The 21639-nt window shown below is 75.5% G+C and carries 19 protein-coding genes; 14 read left to right on the top strand and 5 right to left on the bottom strand.

Annotated features, from left to right (window positions below; genetic code table 11):
* Nucleotides 1-31: 31 nt before the first annotated feature.
* From K8Z49_RS06530 to K8Z49_RS06500, 7 genes are all read left to right on the top strand, one after another.
* Entirely contained in the window at nt 32-709 is a 678-nt protein-coding gene (locus K8Z49_RS06530; protein WP_412517836.1) for a TetR/AcrR family transcriptional regulator, read from the top strand.
* Nucleotides 690-1457 carry an ABC transporter ATP-binding protein gene (locus tag K8Z49_RS06525; protein WP_412517835.1) on the top strand — a complete coding sequence of 256 codons (768 nt, stop codon included), beginning with the start codon at nt 690-692 and terminating at the stop codon, nt 1455-1457. The genes K8Z49_RS06530 and K8Z49_RS06525 overlap by 20 nt, the downstream gene beginning before the upstream one ends.
* A complete protein-coding gene (locus tag K8Z49_RS06520) occupies nt 1454-3823 on the top strand; it encodes an FtsX-like permease family protein (RefSeq protein WP_412517834.1) in 2370 nt (789 codons plus the stop codon). Before K8Z49_RS06525 ends, K8Z49_RS06520 begins: the two co-directional genes overlap by 4 nt.
* A 66-nt stretch (nt 3824-3889) precedes the next feature.
* On the top strand, nt 3890-6946 hold the full coding sequence (locus K8Z49_RS06515) for an FAD-binding and (Fe-S)-binding domain-containing protein (RefSeq protein WP_412517833.1): 3057 nt from the start codon (nt 3890-3892) through the stop codon (nt 6944-6946).
* Nucleotides 6943-8022 carry an enolase C-terminal domain-like protein gene (locus tag K8Z49_RS06510; protein WP_412517832.1) on the top strand — a complete coding sequence of 360 codons (1080 nt, stop codon included), beginning with the start codon at nt 6943-6945 and terminating at the stop codon, nt 8020-8022. The genes K8Z49_RS06515 and K8Z49_RS06510 overlap by 4 nt, the downstream gene beginning before the upstream one ends.
* Nucleotides 8023-8091: 69 nt before the next feature.
* On the top strand, nt 8092-8571 hold the full coding sequence (locus K8Z49_RS06505; RefSeq protein WP_021599273.1) for a MarR family winged helix-turn-helix transcriptional regulator: 480 nt from the start codon (nt 8092-8094) through the stop codon (nt 8569-8571).
* Nucleotides 8572-8656: 85 nt separating this feature from the next.
* Complete coding sequence (locus K8Z49_RS06500; protein WP_075022440.1) at nt 8657-9364, top strand: DUF4142 domain-containing protein; 708 nt, start codon at nt 8657-8659, stop codon at nt 9362-9364.
* Here the strand turns inward: K8Z49_RS06500 and K8Z49_RS06495 are convergent.
* Together K8Z49_RS06495 and K8Z49_RS06490 are read right to left on the bottom strand one after the other, a co-directional pair.
* The gene (locus K8Z49_RS06495; protein WP_244938565.1) at nt 9361-10224 is read right to left on the bottom strand and encodes an NAD-dependent protein deacetylase; all 864 of its coding nucleotides are present in this window, start codon (nt 10222-10224) and stop codon (nt 9361-9363) included. The two genes, K8Z49_RS06500 and K8Z49_RS06495, sit on opposite strands and share 4 nt — an antisense overlap.
* 42 nt (nt 10225-10266) lie before the next feature.
* Complete coding sequence (locus K8Z49_RS06490; protein WP_024935916.1) at nt 10267-11253, bottom strand: DUF3068 domain-containing protein; 987 nt, start codon at nt 11251-11253, stop codon at nt 10267-10269.
* 209 nt (nt 11254-11462) lie between these two features.
* On the opposite strand from K8Z49_RS06490, the gene nirB reads away from it, so the two are divergent.
* From nirB to K8Z49_RS06455, 7 genes are all read left to right on the top strand, one after another.
* Nucleotides 11463-13964 (top strand): nitrite reductase large subunit NirB, encoded by a 2502-nt coding sequence (nirB, locus tag K8Z49_RS06485; RefSeq protein WP_021598768.1) that lies wholly within the window; start codon nt 11463-11465, stop codon nt 13962-13964.
* Nucleotides 13961-15481, top strand: a complete 1521-nt coding sequence (locus K8Z49_RS06480; protein ID WP_412517831.1) for an FAD-dependent oxidoreductase — start codon at nt 13961-13963, stop codon at nt 15479-15481. Before nirB ends, K8Z49_RS06480 begins: the two co-directional genes overlap by 4 nt.
* A 24-nt stretch (nt 15482-15505) precedes the next feature.
* Nucleotides 15506-16027, top strand: coding sequence for a gamma carbonic anhydrase family protein (locus K8Z49_RS06475; RefSeq protein ID WP_021598770.1), 522 nt, complete (start codon nt 15506-15508; stop codon nt 16025-16027).
* Nucleotides 16028-16040: 13 nt separating this feature from the next.
* Nucleotides 16041-16898 carry an amidohydrolase family protein gene (locus K8Z49_RS06470; RefSeq protein ID WP_021598771.1) on the top strand — a complete coding sequence of 286 codons (858 nt, stop codon included), beginning with the start codon at nt 16041-16043 and terminating at the stop codon, nt 16896-16898.
* 28 nt (nt 16899-16926) lie between these two features.
* Nucleotides 16927-17244, top strand: a complete 318-nt coding sequence (locus tag K8Z49_RS06465; RefSeq protein ID WP_021598773.1) for a DUF2470 domain-containing protein — start codon at nt 16927-16929, stop codon at nt 17242-17244.
* Between the two features lie 14 nt (nt 17245-17258).
* Entirely contained in the window at nt 17259-17915 is a 657-nt protein-coding gene (locus K8Z49_RS06460; RefSeq protein ID WP_021598774.1) for a heme oxygenase (biliverdin-producing), read from the top strand.
* A 131-nt stretch (nt 17916-18046) separates the two neighbouring features.
* A complete protein-coding gene (locus K8Z49_RS06455; RefSeq protein ID WP_075022437.1) occupies nt 18047-18232 on the top strand; it encodes a hypothetical protein in 186 nt (61 codons plus the stop codon).
* 12 nt (nt 18233-18244) lie between these two features.
* Here K8Z49_RS06455 and K8Z49_RS06450 read toward each other — a convergent pair whose 3' ends face one another.
* The 3 genes from K8Z49_RS06450 to K8Z49_RS06440 all read right to left on the bottom strand — a co-directional run bounded on the left by K8Z49_RS06450 (nt 18245) and on the right by K8Z49_RS06440 (nt 21618).
* The gene (locus K8Z49_RS06450) at nt 18245-19663 is read right to left on the bottom strand and encodes an RNB domain-containing ribonuclease (protein WP_024935918.1); all 1419 of its coding nucleotides are present in this window, start codon (nt 19661-19663) and stop codon (nt 18245-18247) included.
* A gap of 100 nt (nt 19664-19763) precedes the next feature.
* On the bottom strand, nt 19764-20489 hold the full coding sequence (locus tag K8Z49_RS06445; protein ID WP_021599190.1) for a Crp/Fnr family transcriptional regulator: 726 nt from the start codon (nt 20487-20489) through the stop codon (nt 19764-19766).
* Nucleotides 20490-20697: 208 nt separating this feature from the next.
* On the bottom strand, nt 20698-21618 hold the full coding sequence (locus tag K8Z49_RS06440; RefSeq protein ID WP_081842771.1) for a 5'-3' exonuclease: 921 nt from the start codon (nt 21616-21618) through the stop codon (nt 20698-20700).
* Nucleotides 21619-21639 lie beyond the last annotated feature (21 nt).

Here is a 21639-nt window from a genome sequence, read left to right as displayed (position 1 = left end):
CCCAAAACGGTGATCCGGGGGGGGAGCGGACATGGCGGACGACGCGGTGCCGACGCGGCTGCGGCTGCTGGAGGCGGCCGTCGCGGTGATGGCCGAGAGCGGCTGGGCCGCCGTCACCTCGCGGGTGGTGGCGGACCGGGCACAGGCCAACAACGCCCTCGTGCACTACTACTTCGGGTCGGTCGGCGCGCTGCGCCGGGCCGCGGTCATGCACGCCGTGGAGCAGGAGCTGGAAGGCCCCGTCGAGGCGATCCTGAGGGCACGCGACGTCCTGGAAGGCATCACCGAGGCCGTCCGGGACCTCACCGGCCGCTCCGCCGACACCCCCGGTCGGCGCGTCGTCATGGAAGCGCTCATGCACGGCCTCCGCGACGGCGAGCTGCGCGCCGAGAGCGAGCGGCAGATCCGCGTGTTCCGGGACCTGCTGGCCTCCCGGCTCACCGAGGACAGGGCGGCCGGGCTGCTGCGCGCCGACGCCGACCCCGCCGCCCTCGCGGTCGTGCTCACCGCGCTCATCGACGGGCTGCTCCTGCACGCGCTGATCGCCCCCCGCACCGACGCCGGCGCGTCGATCGCCGGGCTGACGGCGCTGCTCCGGCCGCCCGCCGCACCCGCCGCCGTGCCCGGGCCCGGCGACGGCGAAGACCACCACGAAGACGACAACAAAGACGACGACGAAGGAGGCGGCGATGACGCGACACGGCCATGAGCGGGCGGCCGTCCAGGACGACCGCGGCGGGCACGGCGAGCCGCCGCCCGCGGTGCTGCTGCGCGGGGCGCGCAAGACCTACGGCACCGGCCCGGCCGAGGTCCACGCGCTCAGGGACGTGGACCTGGAGGTGCGGCGGGGCGAGTTCGCCGTCCTGCTCGGCCCCTCCGGATCGGGCAAGACGACCCTGCTCAACCTCATCGGCGGGATCGAGCCCGCCACCGCCGGCGAGGTCATCGCCGGCGGCCGCGACATCACCGGCCTCGGCGAGGACGCCCGCACCGCCTACCGGCGCGACACCGTCGGGTTCGTCTTCCAGTTCTTCAACCTCGTCCCGTCGCTGACCGCGCTGGAGAACGTCCGGCTGGTCGCCGAGCTGACCGGCCGCGGCGACCGGGAGCGGTCGCGGGCCGCGCTCGCGGCCGTCGGGCTCGCCGAGCGCGCCGGCCACTTCCCGGCGCAGCTGTCGGGCGGCGAGCAGCAGCGCGTCGCCATCGCCCGCGCCATCGCCAAGGACCCCGCGCTGCTGCTGTGCGACGAGCCCACCGGCGCGCTGGACCTGGAGACCGGACGCGGCGTCCTGCGCGTCCTGCAGGACCTCAACCGGCGGGGCCGCACGGTCCTGGTCGTCACCCACAACGCCGCGATAGCCGCCCTCGCGCACCGCACGATCCGGATGCGCTCCGGCACCGTCGTCGACGTCACCGCGCAGGCCTCCCCCGCCACCGCCGCCGAGGTGACGTGGTGAGCACCCTCACCGTCAAACTCCGCCGCGACCTGCGCCGCCGCCCCGCCCAGCTGGTGTCGGCGGCGGTGCTGGTGATGCTCGGCGTCGCCCTGTTCGGCGCCTCCTACGACGCCTACCGGAACCTGGACACCGGGTACGAGGCGCTCTTCGGGAAGTACCGGTTCGCCGACCTCACCGTCACCGGCGGCGACACCGCCGCGATCGCCGCGCGGGCCGGGGCCCGCCCCGGCGTCCAAGCCGTCACCGCGCGGACCGTCGCCGACGTCCCGCTGCGCATGCCGGACGGCGCCACCCTCGTCGGGCGCGTCGTCGGGCTCCCCGCCGCCGCGCAGCCCGCCGTCAACCGGGTGAAGGTCCTCGACGGCCGCTACCTCGACCCCGCCGCCCCCGCGGGCGTCCTCGCCGAGAAGCACCTCGCCGACCACGCCCGCCTCGAGCCCGGCTCCGAGGTGGCCGTGTGGGACGGGCGCGCCTGGCGGAACCTCGGCGTGCGCGGCACCGCGTCCTCACCCGAGTACCTGTGGCCCGCCGCCGACCGCCAGAACGTGCTGCCCGCGCCCGGATCGTTCGGCGTCCTGTTCGTGCCCGAGCCGCTGGCCCGCCGGATCGCCGGCACCGCGGCCCCCAACCAGGTCGCGGTGTTCTACACCGGCGCCGGGCGCCGCGACGCCGCCCGGCTCGACGCCGCCCTGTCCGCCGCCGCCCGCGGCCACGGCGCGGGGGCGGCACTCACCCGTGCCGAGCAGCCCAGCAACGCCACCCTCACCGAGGACATCAAGGGGTTCTCCGAACTGGCCGTCATGTTCCCGATGATGTTCCTCGCCGCCGCCGGCGTCGCCGTCTACGTCGTGCTGACCCGCCGCGTCGCACGCGACCGCGTCGTCATCGGGACGCTGCGCGCCAGCGGGTTCCGCCGCCGGACGCTCGTCGCGCACTACCTGGCCACCGGGGTCGCCGTCGGGCTCGCCGGCTCCGTCCTCGGCGTCGCCGCCGGGCTCCTGCTCGCCGGGACCGTCACCCGCATGTACGCGGACGCGATCGGCCTGCCCGAGACGCTGGTGTCGATCCGCGCGTCCACCGTGGCGGCCGGCCTGGCGTTCGGCGTGGCCGCCGGCGCCCTCGCAGCCCTGGCCCCCGCGGCGTCGGCCGCGCGCGTCCCGCCCGCCGAGGCGATGCGCGGCACCGTCCCCTCCACCCGCGGCGGCGGGCTCCTCGCCCGGCTCCAGCGATCCGTCCCCGCCGCGGGACGGCTGCCCGCCGGCGCGTGGCTGGTGCTGCGCGGACCCACCCGCCAGCTCCGCCGCACCCTCTACACGATGGCCGGCGTCGTCCTCGCGCTCGTCCTGATCCTGGTCTCCTGGGGGATGCTCGACTCCTCCCGGGCGACCGTCTCCCGGCAGTTCGACCAGGTCCAGCGGCAGGACGCCGAACTCACCCTCGCACGCCCCGCCGACGCCGCCACGCTCAAGGCCCTGGCCGGGACGAAGGGCGTGCGCGCCGCCGAACCGTCCGCCCACGTCCCCGTCACGATCAACGCGGGCGGCCGGGAGTACTCCACCACCGTCGTCGGGCTGCCCGCCCACACCCGCATGCACCGGTTCCTCACCCCCGGCGGCGGTGAGCGGACCCTGCCCGGCGAGGGCGCCCTCATCGGCGCGGCCCTGAAGGACAGGCTCGGCCTGGACACCGGCGACCGCGTCGGCCTCCGCCTCGGCGACGGCCGCACCGTCACCACCACCGTCGCCGGATTCGTCGACGAGCCGCTCGGCACCCGCGCCTACGCCACCCTCGGCCAGGTCGCCGCGTGGGCGCCGACAGCCGGACCCGGCACCGTCCTCGTCCGGTTCGACCCCGGCGCCGACCGCGCCGCCGTCGAACGCGCCCTGTCGGCGCGGCCCGGCGTCCTCGCCTACACCGACGCCCGGGCGCTCGAGCAGACCATGGACGACTACATGGACCTGTTCTACGTGTTCGTCGCCGTCATGCTCGTCTTCGGCGGCCTGCTCGCCTTCACCGTCCTGTTCGCCACCCTGTCGGTCAACCTCGCCGAACGCGGCACCGAACTGGCGACCCTGCGCGCCTCCGGCGTCGGCCGCAGGCGGCTCGCCCGGCTCGTCACCGCGGAGAACCTCCTCGTCGTGGCCGCCGGCGCCGTCCCCGGCCTGATCGCCGGGCGGCTCGCCACCGGCGCGTTCCTCGGCGCCTTCAACAGCGACCTGATGGCGTTCCGCACCGACATCCGGCCCGCCACCTTCGCCTGGTCCGCGCTCATCGTGATCGCCGTCGCCTGGCTGGCGCAGCGCCCCGGCCTGCGCGCCCTCGCCCGCATGGACCTGGCCGCCCTCGTCCGCGAGCGGACCGGCTGACCACGTCCGCCGAATAAACGGGGCCGGTCCACGGTTGAACCGCGGAGCCCGGGTAGTCGTACCGCCATGGCGGTTTCGGTGAAGAAGACCAGGAGGGACCGGCGGCGCGCGGGCGCGACCGCCCGCGGGGCGGACGGCCTGCGGCGCGCGCTCGCCGAGCGGGTCGACGGCGAGATCCGGTTCGACCCCGGATCACGCGCCGCCTACTCCCACGACGCGTCCAACTACCGGCGGCCCCCCATCGGGGTGGTGGTGCCGAGAACGGTCGAGGCCGGTGCCGAGACCGTCCGGGTCTGCGCCGAGCACGACGTGCCCGTCCTGTCGCGCGGCGGCGGGACGAGCCTGGCCGGGCAGTGCGTCAACGAGGCCGTCGTCATCGACTGGTCCAAGTACTGCCACCGCCTGCTCTCGGTGGACCCGGACGCGCGCCGCGCCGTCGTGGAGCCCGGCGCCTGCCTGGACGACCTCAACGGCGAGCTGTCCGCGCACGGCCTCATGGTCGGGCCCAAGCCGTCCACCCACGACACCTGCACGATCGGCGGGATGATCGGCAACAACTCCTGCGGCGCGTCCGCGCAGGCGTACGGGAAGACGGCCGACTCCGTCGCCCGGCTCGAGGTGCTCACCTATGACGGGCTGCGCATGTGGGTCGGGGAGACCTCCGACGAGGACTACGAGGCCATCCAGGCCGCGGGCGGGCGGCGCGCCGAGATCTACCGGGCGCTGCGCGCCCTGCGCGACGACGGCATGGAGCTCGTCCGCACCCGCTACCCCGACATCCCCCGCCGCGTGTCCGGCTACAACCTCGACGCGCTGCTGCCCGAGAAGCACTTCGACGTCGCCCGCGCCCTCGTCGGCTCGGAGGGCACGCTGGTCACCGTGCTGCGCGCCGAGATCCGCCTCGTGCCGGTCCCCGAGCACGAGGCGCTCGTCGTCCTCGGCTACGACGACATCGCCGCCGCCGGCGACGCCGTCCCCCGCGTCCTGCCGTCCCGGCCGCTCGCCCTGGAGGGCATGGACCACACCCTCCTCGACCTCGCCGAACAGGACCGCCTCGCCGGACCCGACGTGCTGGCCGAGATGCCCGAAGGCGCCGGCTGGCTCATGGTCCGCCTCGGCGGCGCCACCCAGGACGAGGCGGACGAGCGGGCCCGCGCCCTGATCCGGCACATGCAGGACGGGCCGGACCCGCCGCGCTGCGGCTTCCTGCACGACCCCACCGAGGAGGAGCGGCTCTGGAAGGTCCGCGAGGCCGGGCTCGGCGCCACCGCCTACCCGCCCGGGCACCCCGACACCCACGAGGGCTGGGAGGACGCCGCCGTCCCGCCCGACCGGCTCGGCGACTACCTGCGCGACTTCCGCGCCCTCATCCGCGAGTTCCGCTACGACCCCGTCGCCCTCTACGGGCACTTCGGGCAGGGCTGCGTGCACACCCGCATCCCGTTCGACCTGGCGGACGAGTCCGGCGCCGCGCGGTACCGGGAGTTCGCCGGGCGCGCCGCCCGCCTCGTCGCCTCCTACGGCGGCTCCCTGTCCGGAGAGCACGGCGACGGCCAGTCCCGCGGCGAACTCCTGCCGGTCATGTTCGGCGCGGAGGTGGTCCGGCTCTTCGAGCGCCTCAAGGCGATCTTCGACCCGGGCGACCGGATGAACCCCGGCAAGATCGTCCACCCGTACCGGCTCGACGAGGACCTCGACCGCCTCTCCTACCACCCGGACGAGCCGGACACGCACTTCTCCTTCCCCGGCGACCGCCACCGGTTCACCCACGCCGCCGCCCGCTGCGTCGGCATCGGCAGGTGCCGTGCGTCGTCGGGCGGGGTGATGTGCCCCAGCTACCGGGTCACGGGGGAGGAGGAGCACTCCACCCGCGGCCGGGCCCGCATCCTCATGGAGATGATGCGCGGCATGCCCGCCGGCGCCCCGCCCGGGGACGGCCTGACCGGGGACGGCCTGCCGGACCCGTCCGCGCCCGGACCGGCCGGCGCCGCCGTCATCACCGCCGGGTGGCGGTCCGAGCACGTCCGCGACGCCCTCGACCTGTGCCTGGCCTGCAAGGGATGCCGCAGCGACTGCCCCGTCAACGTGGACATGGCCACCTACAAGGCCGAGTTCCTCGCCCACCACTACCGGCACCGGATCCGGCCGCCCGCGCACTACACCATGGGCTGGCTGCCGCTGTGGGCCCGGATCGCCGCGCTCGCGCCCGGCGCCGCCAACACCGCGCTGCACCTGCCCGTCCTGGCCGCGATCGCCAAACGGGCCGGCGGCATCGACCCGCGCCGCGACCTGCCCCGCTTCGCCCGCCGCCGGTTCACCGACCGGTTCAAGGACCGCCCCCCGCGCGGCGGCGGCCGGCGCGTCGTCCTGTGGCCCGACACCTTCACCGACGCCTTCCACCCGAACATCGCCGAGGCCGCCGTCCGCGTCCTGGAGGCCGCCGGATACCGGGTCGAGGTGCCGCCCGTCCCGCTGTGCTGCGGCCTGACCTGGATCTCCACCGGGCAGCTCGGCATCGCCGCCCGCGTCCTGCGGCGCACCGTCCGCGCGCTCGCCCCGCGGCTGCGCGAGGGCGTCCCCGTCGTCGGGCTCGAGCCCAGCTGTACCGCCGTGTTCCGCGCCGACGCCCCCGAGCTGATGGAGGGCGACCCCCTGGAAGACGACGTGAGACGGCTGCGGGACCAGACCAGGACCCTCGCCGAACTGCTCGACGAGCACCAGCAGGAGACCGGCGGCGCCTCGCCCCTCGCCTCCCACGGCGCCGTCGCCGGGCTCGACACCCCCCGGGTGCGCGCGATCGCCCAGCCGCACTGCCACCAGCACGCGATCATGGGCTTCGGCGCCGACCGCCGCGTCCTGTCCCGCGCCGGCGTCGAGGCGGAGGTCCTCGACGCCGGGTGCTGCGGACTCGCCGGGAACTTCGGCTTCGAGGCCGGCCACTACGAGACGTCCACCGCCATCGCCGAGCAGGGCGTGTGGCCCGCCGTGCGGGACGCCGCCCCCGGGACGGCCGTCCTCGCCGACGGGTTCTCCTGCCGGACCCAGATCGAGGCGGGCACCGCCGCCCGCCCCCGCCACCTCGCCGAGCTCCTCGCCGGCCTGCTGCCGGAGGACGGCCGGTGACCGCGCTCGCCGCGTCCGCCTACACCGTCCCCACCGACGCGCCCGAGGCCGACGGCACGCTGGCGTGGGACTCCACCACGCTCGTGCTCGCCGAGGCCCGGCACGGCGGCCGCACCGGCCTCGGCTGGACCTACGGCCCGGCCGCCGCCGCGGACCTGATCGGCGGCCTGCTGGAGCCCGCGGTCCGCGGCACCGACCCGATGGACGTGCCGCGCGCCCACGAGGCCATGCGGCGCGCCGTCCGCAACGCCGGGCGCCCCGGCACCGCCGCCATGGCGGTCTCCGCCGTCGACACCGCGCTGTGGGACCTCAAGGCCCGGCTCCTGGACCTCCCGCTGCACCGCCTGCTCGGCACCGTCCACGACACCGTGCCGGTGTACGGGTCGGGCGGGTTCACCACCTACGACGACGCGCGGACCCGCGCGCAGCTGCGGCACTGGTCGGCCGACCTCGGCATCCCCCGCGTCAAGATCAAGATCGGGGAGTCGTGGGGCCGCGCCGAGGACCGCGACCTCGCCCGCCTCCGCCTCGCCCGCGCCGCCGTCGGCGACGGCGCGGACCTGTACGCCGACGCCAACGGCGCCTACACCGTCAAGCAGGCGATCCGGGTCGCCCGCCTCGCCGAGGGCACCGGGCTGCGCTGGTTCGAGGAACCGGTCACCTCCGACGACCTGCCCGGCCTGCGCGCCGTCGCCGCCGCGGCGGCCTGCGAGGTCGCGGCGGGGGAGTACGGCTACGACCTGCCGGACTTCGTCCCGCTGATGGACGCCGTCGACTGCCCGCAGGCCGACGCCACCCGCTGCGGAGGCCTCACCGGGTTCCTGCGCGTCGCCGCCCTCGCCCGCGCCCACCAGCGCGACCTGTCCGCCCACTGCGCCCCGCACCTGCACGCCGCCGTCATGGCGGCGATCCCGAACGCCCGGCACATCGAGTGGTTCCACGACCACGTCCGCGTCGAGGCGACGCTCTTCGACGGATGCCTGTCCCCGGCCGGCGGGACGGTCCGCCCCCGCGACGAACCCGGCAACGGCCTCACGCTGCGCGCGGAGGAGGCCGGTGCCTACCGCGTGGCCTGACCCGCCATTGACTGGAGCGTTCCGTGGAGGGGTTGGCGCCCACCCGGCCCCGCGTTGTAGAAAGTCGTCATGAGCGAGCGGGCGGACGACGGCGTCGACGAGGTCACCTCGGCGCTGCTGACCGCGTCCCGGCTGCTGGTGGCCATCTCCGTGCGCTCCCTGGCCGCCGTGGAGGACGCCGTCACGCTGCCGCAGTTCCGGCTCCTGGTCGTCCTGTCCTCCCAGGGGCCGGCCAAGCTCGTCACGCTCGCCGGGCTGCTGGAGGTCAACCCGTCCACCGCGATGCGGATGGTGGACCGGCTCGCCGCCGCCGGGCTCGTCGACCGGCAGGCCAGCCCCGACAGCGGCCGGGAGATCCGCATCCAGCTCACCGCCGCCGGGCGCGCCATCGTCGACGACGTGACGGCCCGCCGCCGTGCCGACATCGCCGCGGTGGTGTCCCGGATGCCGGTCGGCCAGCGGCACGTCCTCGTCGACGCCCTGCGCGCCTTCACCGACGCCGGCGGCGAACCCCGCGTGCCCACCCTGGTCCAGCTCGGCTGGACCTGACCGCCCCGCGGTGAACCGTCCGGCCCGGACGCGCGTACCGCTGCGTAACGCCCGAACTCTCGACCGATCCGAAAGGCGGCCGCCGATGCGCACCCCCCGACCGGCCATCGCGGCGAGCGGCCTCGTCGCGGCGCTGCTCCTCGGCGCCTGCACGCCGGTGGGCCGCCAGGCGACCGACGGCGGTGCGGTGGCGCCCCAGGCCGGCAACGACGACGCGGCCCAGTCCACCGTCAACACCCGCTTCGGTCCGCTCGGCCCCGCCGACCGCGCCCTCATCGTGTCGATCCGGCAGGCCGCGCTGTGGGAGATCCCCGTCGCCCGGGACGCCCAGCGCCGCGCCGCCCGGGCCGCCACCCGCCGCAACCTCGCCGAGATCGCCCGCCGGCACGTCCGGCTCGACACGCTGGACCGCAACGTCGCCGCCCGGCTGAACGTCCCGCTGCCGAACCAGCCCACCCCCGACCAGCAGAGCTGGATGTCGGAGATCAGCGGCAAGTCCGGCAACGAGTACGACCGGACGGCCGTCGCCCGGATGCGGACCGCGCAGGGCCAGACCTACACGATGATCGGCGCGGTCCGCGGCAGCACCCGCAACACCCTCATGCGGACCTTCGCCGAGCAGGCCGAGCCGTTCGTCCGCGCCAACCTCAAGCTCCTGGAGGGCACCGGCTTCGTCACCGGCGACACCCTGCCCGACCCGCCGCGGGTCACCGACGCGCCGCCGCCCGCCAACCAGGGCCGGGCCGCGAGCCCCGCGCCGCCCGTGACCACCGTCCTGGGCGGCGGGCGCTAGGCGTCCAGCTCGCCGAGCAGGGCGCCGAGGGTCGCGCCGAGCGGCGCGTCGACGGTGACCAGGGCGTGCCCGTCGCCGCGGGTCGCGCCCCGGTTGACGATCGCGACCGGGACGCCGTGCCGCGCCGCGTGCCGGACGAACCGGTACCCCGACAGCACCGTCAGCGACGACCCGAGCACCAGCAGCGCCCCCGCCCGCTCGGTCAGGGCGTAGCAGTCCTGGACGCGGGCCGGCGGCACGTTCTCCCCGAAGAAGATCACGTCCGGTTTGAGCGGGCCGCCGCACCGTTCGCAGCCCACGATGCGGAACTCCTCGACCGCCGCGTCGGCGAGGACGGCGTCGCCGTCGGGATTGACCGCCTCGGGGGAGACCGCCGCGGCCCGCTCCTCCCAGCCGGGATTGGCCGCGCGCAGGCGCTCCTCCAGCCGGACCCGCGGGGTCCGCTCGCCGCAGGACAGGCACACGACCCGGTCCAGCGCGCCGTGCAGCTCGATCACGCCGTCCGCCCCGGCGGCCTGCTGCAGCCCGTCGACGTTCTGCGTGATGATCCCCGACAGCAGCCCCCGCCGCTGCAGCGCGGCGACCGCCCGGTGCCCGGCGTTCGGGCGGGCCCGCGCGATGTGCCGCCACCCGAGATGGCTCCGCGCCCAGTAGCGGCGGCGCGCCGCCTCGCTCCCGGTGAACGCCTGGTAGGTCATCGGCTCCGCGCGCCGGCGCCGCCCCGTCTCCCCGCGGTAGTCGGGAATGCCCGACTCGGTCGACAGGCCCGCGCCGCTCAGCACCACCACGTCGCCGTCCGAGACGAGGTCGGCCAGCACCCGCAGGCGGGTCCCCGTCCCGTCCTCAGCAACCTCAGTCACCACTCCATGGTGCACGACCGGGACGGGTGGCCGGGCGCCGTCCTACCGGCCCGCCCGGGGGCCCGCGGGCCGCCGGTGGTGGACCGCCCCGCGCGGGCGCCGCTCCCGCCGCCCGCCCCGCAGGGTGAGCGGCAGGCCCGCCACGGCGAGCAGCAGGCCGCCCCCGCCGGCGGCGAGCGGCCCCACGGTCTCCAGCAGGCGGATCTTCCGCGCGCCGTCATCCGACCTGCCGATCAGCGCCTTGCGCGACTCGGGCGTCATCCGCAGGGTCAGGTCGGCGACCACCAGGCGGCCGGGCCCCTCCTTCGGACGCAGCGTCGACAGCACCCGCTGCCGCTGGTCGATCGGCGCGCCCGTCCGCGGATCGACCCAGTACGTGGCCTCGGCCTGGTAGTAGCGGTCCACCGGCACCGCCGCGCCGACTCCGCGACGCCCGAGCAGCTCGCCCGGCACCGGGGGCAGCTCACCGGTCACCTTCGTCTCCGGAATGCGCGCCACGAAGCGGTAGGCGGACACGCCGGCGACGCGCTCCTCCCCGTCGAAGGAGACCGGCCACGTGCGCCGCGTCGCCGGGTCGAACAGCTCCAGGCCCCGCCTGCGGGCGTCCACCGGCCAGAACAGGCCGATCCCCGACATGCGCACCCCGGTGTCGCCCTGCACCGCCGCGCCGCAGCAGTTCCGCAGCTGCCCGGTGCGCCGGTCGAAGGCGTACCGCTGCTTCTGGATCTCGATCGTGGTGCCGCGGCCGACGTCCTGGACGATCGTCGTGGTGTCCCAGACGGCGACCCCGTCATGGGTGGAGCCGGGATCGCCCCGGATCGTGTTGGTCGCCACCACCGTGGCGCCCGAGCGCGGCGTGGCCGACGCGGCGTCCAGATAGGAGGCGTTCTCGGCCCTCAGCCGCGTGACCTGGTACACGTCCGGCGGCGCGCCGATCAGCGTCGGGGCCACGTAGAACCGGGTGAGGACGGCGGCGGCGAGGAGGAACACGCCGAGGCCGATGAGGGACGCACCGATGATCCGTCGCACTGTCCTGCCCTTCATCATCCGACCTTCTCGTACAGATCCCCCGAAGGAAACGGATTCGGCGCACGACTTCGCCGGGTCCGCGCGCCCGCCCGGCCGGCCGCCACCGTCCCCGCCCCGCCTGGCGGGCGGGGCCGGAGTGAGGGCCAGTTAACGTGTGGGTGACATCCGGGATCCATACGGGAAATACGGGCCGCCGAAGATCGGGGCTCATGGGAGCCGACAGCAAACCGGACAAACGGTTGGTCGTGGCGGGCCACGGACCGGCCGCGCACCGCCTGGTGGAGGCCCTGCGCGAACGCGACGCCGCCGGGACGTGGACGATCACCGTGATCGGCGAGGAGCCCCGCCCCGCCTACGACCGGGTCGCGCTGACGACCCACCTGGAGGGCGCCGACCTGGCCTACCCGGCGCACGGCGGCGGGGTCACCGTGCGCACCGGCGAACGGGTCACCGCCATCGACCGCGCCGCCCGCACCGTCACCACCTCGGCGGGACGCGAGGAGCCCTACGACGCGCTCGTCCTCGCCACCGGGTCGGCGCCGTTCGTGCCGCCCGTCGAGGGCCGCGACCTGCCCGGCGTGTTCGTCTACCGCACCATCGACGACCTGGACGCCATCCGCGAGTACGCGCGGGGCCGGACCACCGGCGCCGTCGTCGGCGGCGGACTGCTCGGCCTGGAGGCCGCCCGCGCCCTGCAGGGCCTCGGGCTGCGCAGCGGCGTCGTCGAGGTCGCGCCCTGGCTGATGCCCCGCCAGCTCGACGAGGGCGGCGGCGCGATGCTGCGCCGCCACATCGAGGCCCTCGGCATGGCCGTGCACGCCGGCACCCCGATGCGCGCCCTGGAGGCCGGCGACGACGGCGCGGTCCGCCGCGTCGTGCTCGACGGCGGCGCGGAGATCGACGCCGAGGTCGTGGTGTTCTCCGCCGGCATCCGCCCCCGCGACGAGCTGGCCCGCGGCTGCGGCCTGCCGGTCGGGGAGCGCGGCGGGATCGTGGTGGACGACTCCTGCCGCACCGAGGACCCCGCCGTCTGGGCGATCGGCGAGTGCGCCCTCGTCGGCGGCGCCGTCCACGGGCTCGTCGGGCCCTGCTTCTCCATGGCCGAGGTCGTCGCCGACCGGCTGCTGTCCGACACCAGCACCGCCGTGTTCGAGGGCGCCGACATGTCGACCAAGCTCAAGCTGATGGGCGTGGACGTCGCCAGCTTCGGCGACCCGTTCGCCGGACCCGAGCAGGGCGCGCTCGGCGTCACCTACACCGACCCTGTCGCCGGCGTCTACAAGAAGCTCCTGGTCAGCGACGACGCGCAGACCCTGCTCGGCGGCGTCCTCGTCGGCGACGCCGAGTCGTACGGGACCCTGCGCGCCTACGTCGGCGGCGGCCTGCCCGGCGCGCCCGAGCAGATGCTGTTCGGCGGGACCGAGACCGCGGGCGGCGACCTGCCCGGCGCCACCGTCATCTGCTCCTGCAACAACGTCACCGCCGAGGGCATCCGCTGCGCGATCGCCGACCACTCCCTCACCGACGTCCCCGGCGTCAAGGACTGCACCCGCGCCGGGACGAGCTGCGGCAGCTGCGTCCCCCTCGTCAAGCGCATCCTGGACGCCGAGCTCACCGCCGCCGGGATCGAGGTCAGCAAGGCCCTGTGCGAGCACTTCGACTACAGCCGCGCCGAGCTGTTCGACATCGTCCGCGCCGGGCAGGTCACCAGCTTCACCCAGCTGGTCGAGGAGCACGGGACCGGCCGCGGCTGCGACATCTGCAAGCCCGCCGTCGCCTCCATCCTCGCCAGCCTCGGCAACGGCCACATCCTGGAGGGCGAGCAGGCCGCCCTTCAGGACACCAACGACCACTTCCTGGCGAACCTGCAGAAGAACGGCACCTACTCGGTCGTCCCGCGCGTCCCCGGCGGGGAGATCACCCCCGAGAAGCTCATCGTGATCGGCGAGGTCGCCCGCGACTTCGGCCTCTACACCAAGATCACCGGTGGGCAGCGGATCGACCTGTTCGGCGCCCGCGTCGAGCAGCTCCCCGACATCTGGCGGCGGCTCGTCGACGCCGGGTTCGAGTCCGGGCACGCCTACGGGAAGGCGCTGCGGACCGTGAAGTCGTGCGTCGGGTCGACCTGGTGCCGCTACGGCGTCCAGGACTCCGCCGCGATGGCGATCCGCCTGGAACTGCGGTACCGGGGACTGCGCGCCCCGCACAAGCTGAAGTCCGCCGTGTCCGGATGCGCCCGCGAGTGCGCCGAGGCGCAGAGCAAGGACTTCGGCGTCATCGCCACCGAGAACGGCTGGAACCTCTACCTCGCCGGGAACGGCGGCATGCGGCCCCGGCACGCCGACCTGTTCGCCACCGACCTCACCGACGACGAGCTGATCACCTACATCGACCGGTTCCTGATGTTCTACATCCGCACCGCCGACCGGCTGCAGCGCACCGCCGGCTGGCTGGAGGCCCTCGACGGCGGACTGGACTACCTCCGCGAGGTCATCGTCGACGACCGGCTCGGCATCTGCGCCGACCTCGACGCCGCCATGGAGCGCCACGTCGCCGCCTACTCCGACGAATGGCGCGACACCCTGGACGACCCCGAGCGGCTCGGCCGGTTCGTCTCGTTCGTCAACGCCCCCCACACCCCCGACCCGAGCATCGCCTTCGCGGTCGAGCGCGACCAGATCAAACCCCTTCCCCTGGAGGTGAAGCGGTGAGCACCGCAGCCGCGGCGGGCCGCGACGCCGGCATCGTCGTCGTCGGCAACGGCATGGCCGGCTCGCGGTTCGTCGGCGAACTGCGCGCCCGGGACACCGCGACCCCGGTCACGGTGTTCGGCGCCGAGCGGCAGCGCCCCTACAACCGGGTACTGCTGTCCAACGTCCTCGCCGGGATGACCCGCCCCGACCACATCAGCCTCGTCGACACCGCCTGGTACGCCTCGCACGGCGTGGACGCCCGGCTCGGCGTCGAGGTCACCCGCATCGACCGCGAGGCCCGCACCGTCCACGCCTCCGACGGCACCGCCACCCCCTACGCCACCCTCGTCCTCGCGACCGGCAGCACCGCGTTCATCCCGCCGATGCCCGGCCTCGAGGACGGCCTGCCGCAGGGCGCGCTGGTGTTCCGCACGCTCGACGACTGCCGCCGCATCTCCGAACTGGCCGACTCCGCGCGGCGCGCGGTCGTCGTCGGCGGCGGCCTGCTCGGCATCGAGGCCGCCCGCGGGCTGATGGGCCGCGGGCTGGAGGTGACCGTCCTGCACCTGGCCGGGCACCTCATGGAACGCCAGCTCGACCCCGCCGCCGGGAAGGTCCTCGCCCGCACCCTCGCCGCCCTCGGCATCGGCACCCGCCTGCAGTCCAACGTCGCCGCGCTGCGCACCGCCGGCGGCGCGGTCACCGGCGTCGAGCTGGCCCTGCCCGGCGGCGGCACGGAGGTCATCGACACCGACCTGGTGATCCTGTCGTGCGGCGTCCGGCCCGAGGTGTCCCTGGCCCGCGACGCGGGACTGGCGATCGGCCGCGCCGTGATCGTCGACGACGAGCTGCGCTCGGTCACCGACCCCGCCGTCCGCGCCATCGGCGAGTGCTCCGAGCACCGCGACGAGGTCTACGGGCTGGTCGCGCCCGCCTGGGAGCAGGCGGGCGTGCTCGCCGGTCTCCTCGCCGGCACCGACCCCGGCGCCCGGTTCACCGGCGCCCGCCAGATCACCCGCCTCAAGGCCGCCGGCATCGAGCTGGCGTCGATGGGGGAGACCCACTTCGGCGACGATGACGACGACGTGGAGGTCGTCCGGTTCACCGACTCCGCCCGCGGCACCTACAAGAAGGCCGTCATCCGCGACGGCCGGCTGATCGGCGCGATCCTGCTCGGCGAGACCTCCACCGCCGGCACCCTCACCCAGCTGTACGACCGGGCCGCGCCGCTGCCCGCCGAGCGCCTCGGCCTGCTGTTCCCCGGCGTCGGCGCCGCCGCCGAGGCCGAATCGCCGCTGCGGATGCCCGACGCCGCGACCGTCTGCCAGTGCAACAACGTCAGCAAGGGACAGATCCGCGCCTGCTGGCAGGCCGGCGCCCGCACCGCCGCCGACATCGCGCGCGAGACCCGGGCGAGCACCGGCTGCGGGAGCTGCCGCGGCGCCGTGGAGGGCATCGTCGCCTGGCTCGACGAGCAGGACTCGGTGGACGCCCAGGACCCGGCGGGCACCCGGGACTCGATGGACGCCGCCTGACACGGCGCGGGTAGGCTCCGCCGCATGGCCGTCTACGCGCTGGGAGACCAGGTACCCGACATCCATCCGTCCGCGTACGTCCACCCGGACGCGACCGTCATCGGGTCGGTGACCCTCGGGGAGGACGCCACCGTGTGGCCCGGCGCCGTGCTGCGCGGCGACTACGGGACGATCACCGTCGGCGCCCGCACGTCCGTCCAGGACGGCACCGTCGTGCACACCACCGCGCGGTGGCCGACCGTCATCGGCGCCGACTGCGTGATCGGCCACAACGCCCACCTGGAGGGCTGCGTCGTCGAGGACCGCTGCCTCGTCGGATCCGGGTCCGTCGTCCTCAACCGCGCCCGCGTCGGCACCCGCGGCGTGGTCGGCGCCGGCGCCGTCCTCACCGAGGGCGGCGCCGTCCCGCCCGAGCACACCGCCCTCGGCGTCCCGGCCCGCGCCCGCCCCGGCGGGATCGACGAGAAATGGCACGCCGAGGCCGTCGCCATGTACGTCGGGAACGGCCGCCGCTACGCCGCCGAACTCACCCGGATCCAGCCCTGACCCGGAGGCGTTGATGCTCGACGGACGCCCGCTGGTCGACGCGCACGTGCACACCGCCCGGCTGCCGACGCTGCCGCCGGCCTGGCGGCAGTGGGCCGAGGAGTTCGGCTCCTCCCACCCCTGGCAGGACCTCTACGACGCCGACGGCACCCTCGTGCCCGAGCGGGTCGACGCCTACTTCGAGGGCGAGGGCGTCGACATCGCCCTGCTGCTGTGCGAGTACAGCCCGAAGACCACCGGCACGCAGCCCATCGAGGACCTGGTGCCGCTCCTCAAGCACAACCCGCGGCGCTTCAGGCCCATCGCCAACGTCAACCCGCACCTGCACTACCCGATCGGCGACGAGGTCGAGCGGCAGCTGCGGTTCGGCGCCGCCGCGCTCAAGCTGCACCCCGTCCACGGCGGGTTCAGCGTCGCCGACCCGGAGCTCTACCCCGCCTACGAGGTGTGCCGCGACGCGGGCCTGCCCGTCGTCGTGCACTGCGGCACCAGCTCGTTCCCCGGCTCCGCCAACCGGTACGCCGACCCCGCGCCGGTCGACGACGTGCTGCGGCTGTTCCCCGGCCTGACGTTCGTTCTCGCGCACGGCGGGCGCGGCTGGTGGTACGACGCCGCCGCGTTCCTCGCGCTGTCCCGCGAGAACGTGTGGATCGAGCTGTCCGGGCTGCCGCCCCGCCGGCTCCCCGAGTACTACGCCCGGTACGACCTGGAGCGCCTGGCCCGCAAGTTCGTCTACGGCACCGACTGGCCCGGCGTCCCCGGCGTCGCCCGCAACGCCCGCGCCGTCGCCGCCCTCGGCCTCGGCGAGGAGACCCTGGCCCTCGTCCTCGGCGGCAACGCCCTGCGGGTCTACAAAGGCCTGTCCGTTTAGCCGCCGCCCACCGGAAAGGACCCCACCCATGACCGACGCGGACCCCTTCGGCGACGACGTCGTGGAGCAGATCAAGCGGCACATGAACGACGACCACGCCGCCGACTGCCTCACGATCTGCCGCGCGCTCGGCGACCGGCCCGGCGCGACCGCGGCCAGGATGACCGGAATGGACGCCACCGGCATCGAGTTCGCCGTCACCGACGGCGGCGCCGAGCACCCGGTCCGGATCCCCTTCAGCGAGCACCTCACCGCACGGCCGCAGGTGCGCCACGAGGTCGTCCGCATGACCCACGAGGCGCGCGCGGCGCTCGGCGCCCCACTGGACGTTCCCGACGGTGCGTAGGTAACGTAGCCGACATGGCGTCGGAAAACGCGTCGTTCTCCGCGCGGCTGCGGGCCGCCACCTGGAGCGACCACGGGGACAACGAGACCTCGGCCTACATGAGCGCGCTGGTCGAGGGCCGGCTCGGCGGCGAGGAGTACGCCGCCCTGGTGGCCCAGCTGTACCCCGTCTACGACCTGCTGGAGCGGGCCGCCGACCGGATGGCCCGCGACCCGGTCGCCGGCCCGTTCGACCTCGCCGGCCTGCGCCGCCGCGACGCGCTGGAGGCCGACCTGGCCCACTTCCACGGGCCGCGCTGGCGCACCCGCGTCCGGCCGAACGAGGCGACGGCCCGCTACTGCGACCGCCTCCGCGAGGTGTGCTTCGACTGGCCGGGCGGGTTCGTCGCGCACCACTACACCCGCTACCTGGGCGACCTGTCCGGCGGGCAGTACATCGGGGTCCAGGTGCGCAAGACCCTGGAGCTGTCGGCCGGCGACGACGGCGTGCGCTTCTACCGCTTCCCCGGCAAGCCCAAGGCCTACAAGGACCGCTACCGCGCGCTGCTGGACGCCGCCCCCTGGGACGCCGCCGAGCAGGACCGCGTCATCGCCGAGGTCAAGGCCGCCTACCGGCTCAACGCCGCCGTCACCGCCGAACTCGGAGAGCACCTGCGCCTCGACGCCGCGTAGCGACCGGGGACGGGCTGTCGTGCCCGGTATCGGGTGACCGAAAAGCGCCGGCGGTTTGCCCGACCGGCCCGGGGAGATCCGGTAGGCAGCCGAGGGGCCCGCGCCAGGGCCCCCGACCCACGGAGGCCGACATGCTCGCGATCGTCGCCGCGATCGTCTTCGCCCTTGCCCTGCTCTTCGACCTGGCCGACTACGCGTCCGACGCCATCAACAACGGGACGCTGACCGTCCTCGGCCTGCTGCTCATCGCGCTGCACTTCGCCGGCGTCGGGACGAGCACGAACTGGCGCCCGCGCCGCTCCGGCCGCCGCCGGTGACCCGCCCCGCGGTCACGCCACGGGGGAGAACAGGACCCGGCGCCGCGCCGGGTCCGCCTCCTCCAGCCGCACCTTGACCTGCTCGCCGAGCGGCAGCCCCGCCCCCTCGCAGCGGCCGAACACCGGCGGCGCCACGAGCTGGACGCGCCCGCCGGAGCCGTCGGCGCTGACGTCCACCACCACCGCGTCGAACACCTCGCCGACATGGTCGCGCAGCAGCAGCGCCTCCACCAGGTCGACGCACGCGTGGTCGACGTCGGCGCCCCGCCGCAGCGCCCGCTGCATCACCTCGGGCAGGCCCGGCAGCGCCTCCCGCGCCCAGCCCGGCACGGGGCGCCCCGCCGCCAGCGCCAGGCAGACCTCGGAGGCGTACCGGTCCGCCAGCCGCCGGATCGGCGCCGTGACGTGCGCGTACGGCGCCGCGACCGCGGCGTGCACGGCCTGCTCGGGCGGCGCCCCGTCGAACGCGGTGTAGCCGGCGCCGCGCATCAGCGCCGCCGCGTCATGCAGGAACGCCGCGTGCCGGGGCAGGGACGGGTCGAGCGCGCGGACGATGTCACCATAGGAGGCGTCCCCCGGCCAGGCGACGCCGAGCGCGCGGGCCGCCAGCCGCAGCCGCCCGACCGCCTCGGCGGGCGCGGGCGGCATCGTGCGCAGCAGCCCGACGCCGCCGGCCAGCATCAGCCGGGCCGCGGCCCGCCCGGTCAGCAGCGAGATCTGCGCGTTCCACGCCTCGGTCGCGAGGTCGCCGCGCAGCTTCAGCGCCCACCCGCCGCCGGCGTGCACGACCTCCTGCTCGGGCAGCGGCAGGCTCACCCCGCCGCGCGCCGCCTCCGCCGCGATCAGCCGCTCGCCGATCTCGCCGAGCAGCGCGATCCGCGGGTCGCCGTCGTCGTGCCGGGCGGTGGCGTAGTCGAGCCGGTCGCGGCTGCGGACGATCGCGCGCCGCACGTCCACGCCGGTGATCCGGCCCGCGTCGTCGATGTCGATCGTCCACGCCACGGCCGGGCGGTCCCGGCCCGGCAGCAGGCTCGCGCTGCCCTCCGACAGGGGGCGCGGATGCAGCGGCGAGTTCGCGTCCGGCAGGTAGAGCGTGACGCCCCGGGCGCGGGCCTCGGCGTCCAGGGCGCCGCCCGGCGTGACGAACCCGGCCACGTCCGCGATCGCGTACCGCACCCGGTGCCCGGACCCGCGCCGCTCCAGGTGCATCGCCTGGTCCAGGTCCATCGAGCCGGGCGGGTCCAGGGTGAAGAACGGCACGTCGCGCAGGTCGGCGCGGCCGTCGGCCGGCACGCCGGCCCCCGCGGCCTCGGCGAGGACGGCGGGCGGGAACGCGCCGGGCACCGAGTACTCGGCGCGGATCCGGTCGAGCCCCGCGCGGACCTCGGCGTCGGCCTCGGCGGTACGCAGTCGCAGCGGTCGGCGCGGCACAGAACCGAGCGTACGGGACGGACGCGCCGTCCTAATCCGAATCTACAATGTAAAGGCGTGCGCCCGGTGCGCACCCACCCTCGGCGCCGCGCGAGCGGGTTCAGTCCTCGGGGCTCTGCGCGAACGCCCGCAGCCGCGCCGGGTCCTCCACGGTGATCTTGCGCCAGCCGGTGCTGACCAGCCCCTCGCGCCGGAGCGTGGCCAGCGCCCGCGCCACCGTCTCCCGGGAGGCGTCCATCCAGCTCCCGAGCTCCTCCTGCGACAGCGGGGGACCGATGGCGATGGCGCCGTCCGGCCCCGGCGGGACGTGCCGCGCCGACAGCTCGGCGAGCCCGTCCAGCAGCAGGGCCAGCCGCCGGGCGCCCTGCGCCGACACGTGCGCCTGCAGCCTGCGGTCGGCGTCGTCGAGCCGCCGCACGAACGTGCCGCTGACCAGCAGCCACACGCGGGGATGGGCGTCCAGGAACGCGGTGAACCGGGCCGCGGGCACCACCAGCGCCCGGACGTGGTCGAGCGCCTGGACGGTCGCCGACCGCTCCCGGCGGCCGAGCACCGCGCTCTCGCAGACCAGGTCGCCGGGCCCGCGCACGGCGAGCACCACCACGCGGCCGTCCTCGCCGGCGGAGGTGACCTTCGCCCAGCCCGACTCGATGATGATGATGTGGTCGGAATCGTCGCCCTGATAGCACAGGGGCACCCGCGGGGCGTAGGTCCGCGACCGGCCGGAGGCGCGCAGCGCCGCGCGCTCCGGCACGTCCAGCGCGTCCCAGAATCCGCCGCCGGGGCTCGCGGCGGGACCGCCGCGGGGAATGGTCCGCTCACTCACGGCACGTCCGTCTCCGGTCCGGGGTTCGGGGTGAACCGGCACCCGCGGCAGATGGGGGGAGTGGGGCGGTGAGGCCCAGTGCCGCGGGTACCGGTCGCCTGCATGTGCCTATGAGAACCCCTCACTGTTCCGCATGCTGCACGCCGGGGAACGCGCTGTCTGCGTCTTCTGACACTTTTGGCGTAAATTGCAGTGAAATCTCGGACGGTCAGCGGGAGAGGGCGTTCAGCAGGCGGTTGACGGGGCTGGAGAGGTTCCAGCGGTCCGCGAGCTCCACGAGGGCCGCGGCGTCGCGCGGCTCGGCGGGCAGCCGGTCGTCCAGCCCCGCCAGCTCGGGCGCGTCGATGTCGGTGACGACCCGGACCACCGTCTCGGCCGCGGCGAGGTACTCGCGGGCCGCCTCCATCCGGCGGCGGGCGCCCGCCGGGAACCCCTCGTCGGTGCCCGCGTCGAGGGCCGCGAGGATGCCGCCGACCGACCCGAACCGGGTGACCAGCGCCGCCGCGGTCTTGTCGCCGACGCCCGGCACGCCGGGCAGCCCGTCGCTCGGGTCGCCCCGCAGCGTCGCGTAGTCGCCGTAGCCGCGGCCCGGGATGCCGTACTTGGCCGCGACCTCCTTCTCGCCCATCACCTGCAGGTTCCGGATGCCCCGCGCCGTGTACAGGACGGCGACCGGACCGGCGTCGTCGACGAGCTGGAACAGGTCGCGGTCGCCGGTCACGATGTCGACCGGCCCCTGCGCGCCGCCCCGGACGGCCAGCGTCCCGATCACGTCGTCGGCCTCGTAGCCGGGGACGCCCGCGCGCGCCAGCCCGAACGCGTCCAGCACCTGGTCGATGATCGGAAGCTGCGCCTCCAGCGCGTCCGGCGTCTGGTCGCCGCCGTCGCCGGCGACGCGGTGCGCCTTGTAGGACGGCAGCGCGGCCACCCGGAACGCGGGCCGCCAGTCGGCGTCCATGCAGCACACAAGGCGGTCGGGTCGCCGGTCCTGGACGAGCCGCGCGATCATGTCGATGAGGCCGCGCACCGCGTTCACCGGCGTGCCGTCGGGCGCCTTCACCGACTCGGGCACCCCGAAGAAGGCGCGGAAGTACAGCGACGGCGTGTCCAGCAGCATCAGCCCACCCATGACGCACATGCTGCCACGCGG

Origin of the sequence: Actinomadura madurae, assembly GCF_047130825.1 — a bacterium.
GTDB classification, from domain to species: domain Bacteria; phylum Actinomycetota; class Actinomycetes; order Streptosporangiales; family Streptosporangiaceae; genus Spirillospora; species Spirillospora madurae.
Note: the sequence above shows the minus strand (reverse complement) of the source record. Positions and strands in the feature narration are given on the sequence as shown.

What these genes read in the sequence shown, in the direction of transcription:
- K8Z49_RS06530 (WP_412517836.1), top strand. Translation starts at nt 32, where the DNA reads ATGGCGGACGACGCGGTGCCGACGCGGCTGCGGCTGCTGGAGGCGGCC.
- K8Z49_RS06525 (WP_412517835.1), top strand. Translation starts at nt 690, where the DNA reads ATGACGCGACACGGCCATGAGCGGGCGGCCGTCCAGGACGACCGCGGC.
- K8Z49_RS06515 (WP_412517833.1), top strand. Translation starts at nt 3,890, where the DNA reads ATGGCGGTTTCGGTGAAGAAGACCAGGAGGGACCGGCGGCGCGCGGGC.
- K8Z49_RS06505 (WP_021599273.1), top strand. Translation starts at nt 8,092, where the DNA reads ATGAGCGAGCGGGCGGACGACGGCGTCGACGAGGTCACCTCGGCGCTG.
- K8Z49_RS06500 (WP_075022440.1), top strand. Translation starts at nt 8,657, where the DNA reads ATGCGCACCCCCCGACCGGCCATCGCGGCGAGCGGCCTCGTCGCGGCG.
- nirB (WP_021598768.1), top strand. Translation starts at nt 11,463, where the DNA reads ATGGGAGCCGACAGCAAACCGGACAAACGGTTGGTCGTGGCGGGCCAC.
- K8Z49_RS06475 (WP_021598770.1), top strand. Translation starts at nt 15,506, where the DNA reads ATGGCCGTCTACGCGCTGGGAGACCAGGTACCCGACATCCATCCGTCC.
- K8Z49_RS06470 (WP_021598771.1), top strand. Translation starts at nt 16,041, where the DNA reads ATGCTCGACGGACGCCCGCTGGTCGACGCGCACGTGCACACCGCCCGG.
- K8Z49_RS06465 (WP_021598773.1), top strand. Translation starts at nt 16,927, where the DNA reads ATGACCGACGCGGACCCCTTCGGCGACGACGTCGTGGAGCAGATCAAG.
- K8Z49_RS06460 (WP_021598774.1), top strand. Translation starts at nt 17,259, where the DNA reads ATGGCGTCGGAAAACGCGTCGTTCTCCGCGCGGCTGCGGGCCGCCACC.
- K8Z49_RS06455 (WP_075022437.1), top strand. Translation starts at nt 18,047, where the DNA reads ATGCTCGCGATCGTCGCCGCGATCGTCTTCGCCCTTGCCCTGCTCTTC.
- K8Z49_RS06440 (WP_081842771.1), bottom strand. Translation starts at nt 21,618, where the DNA reads ATGGGTGGGCTGATGCTGCTGGACACGCCGTCGCTGTACTTCCGCGCC.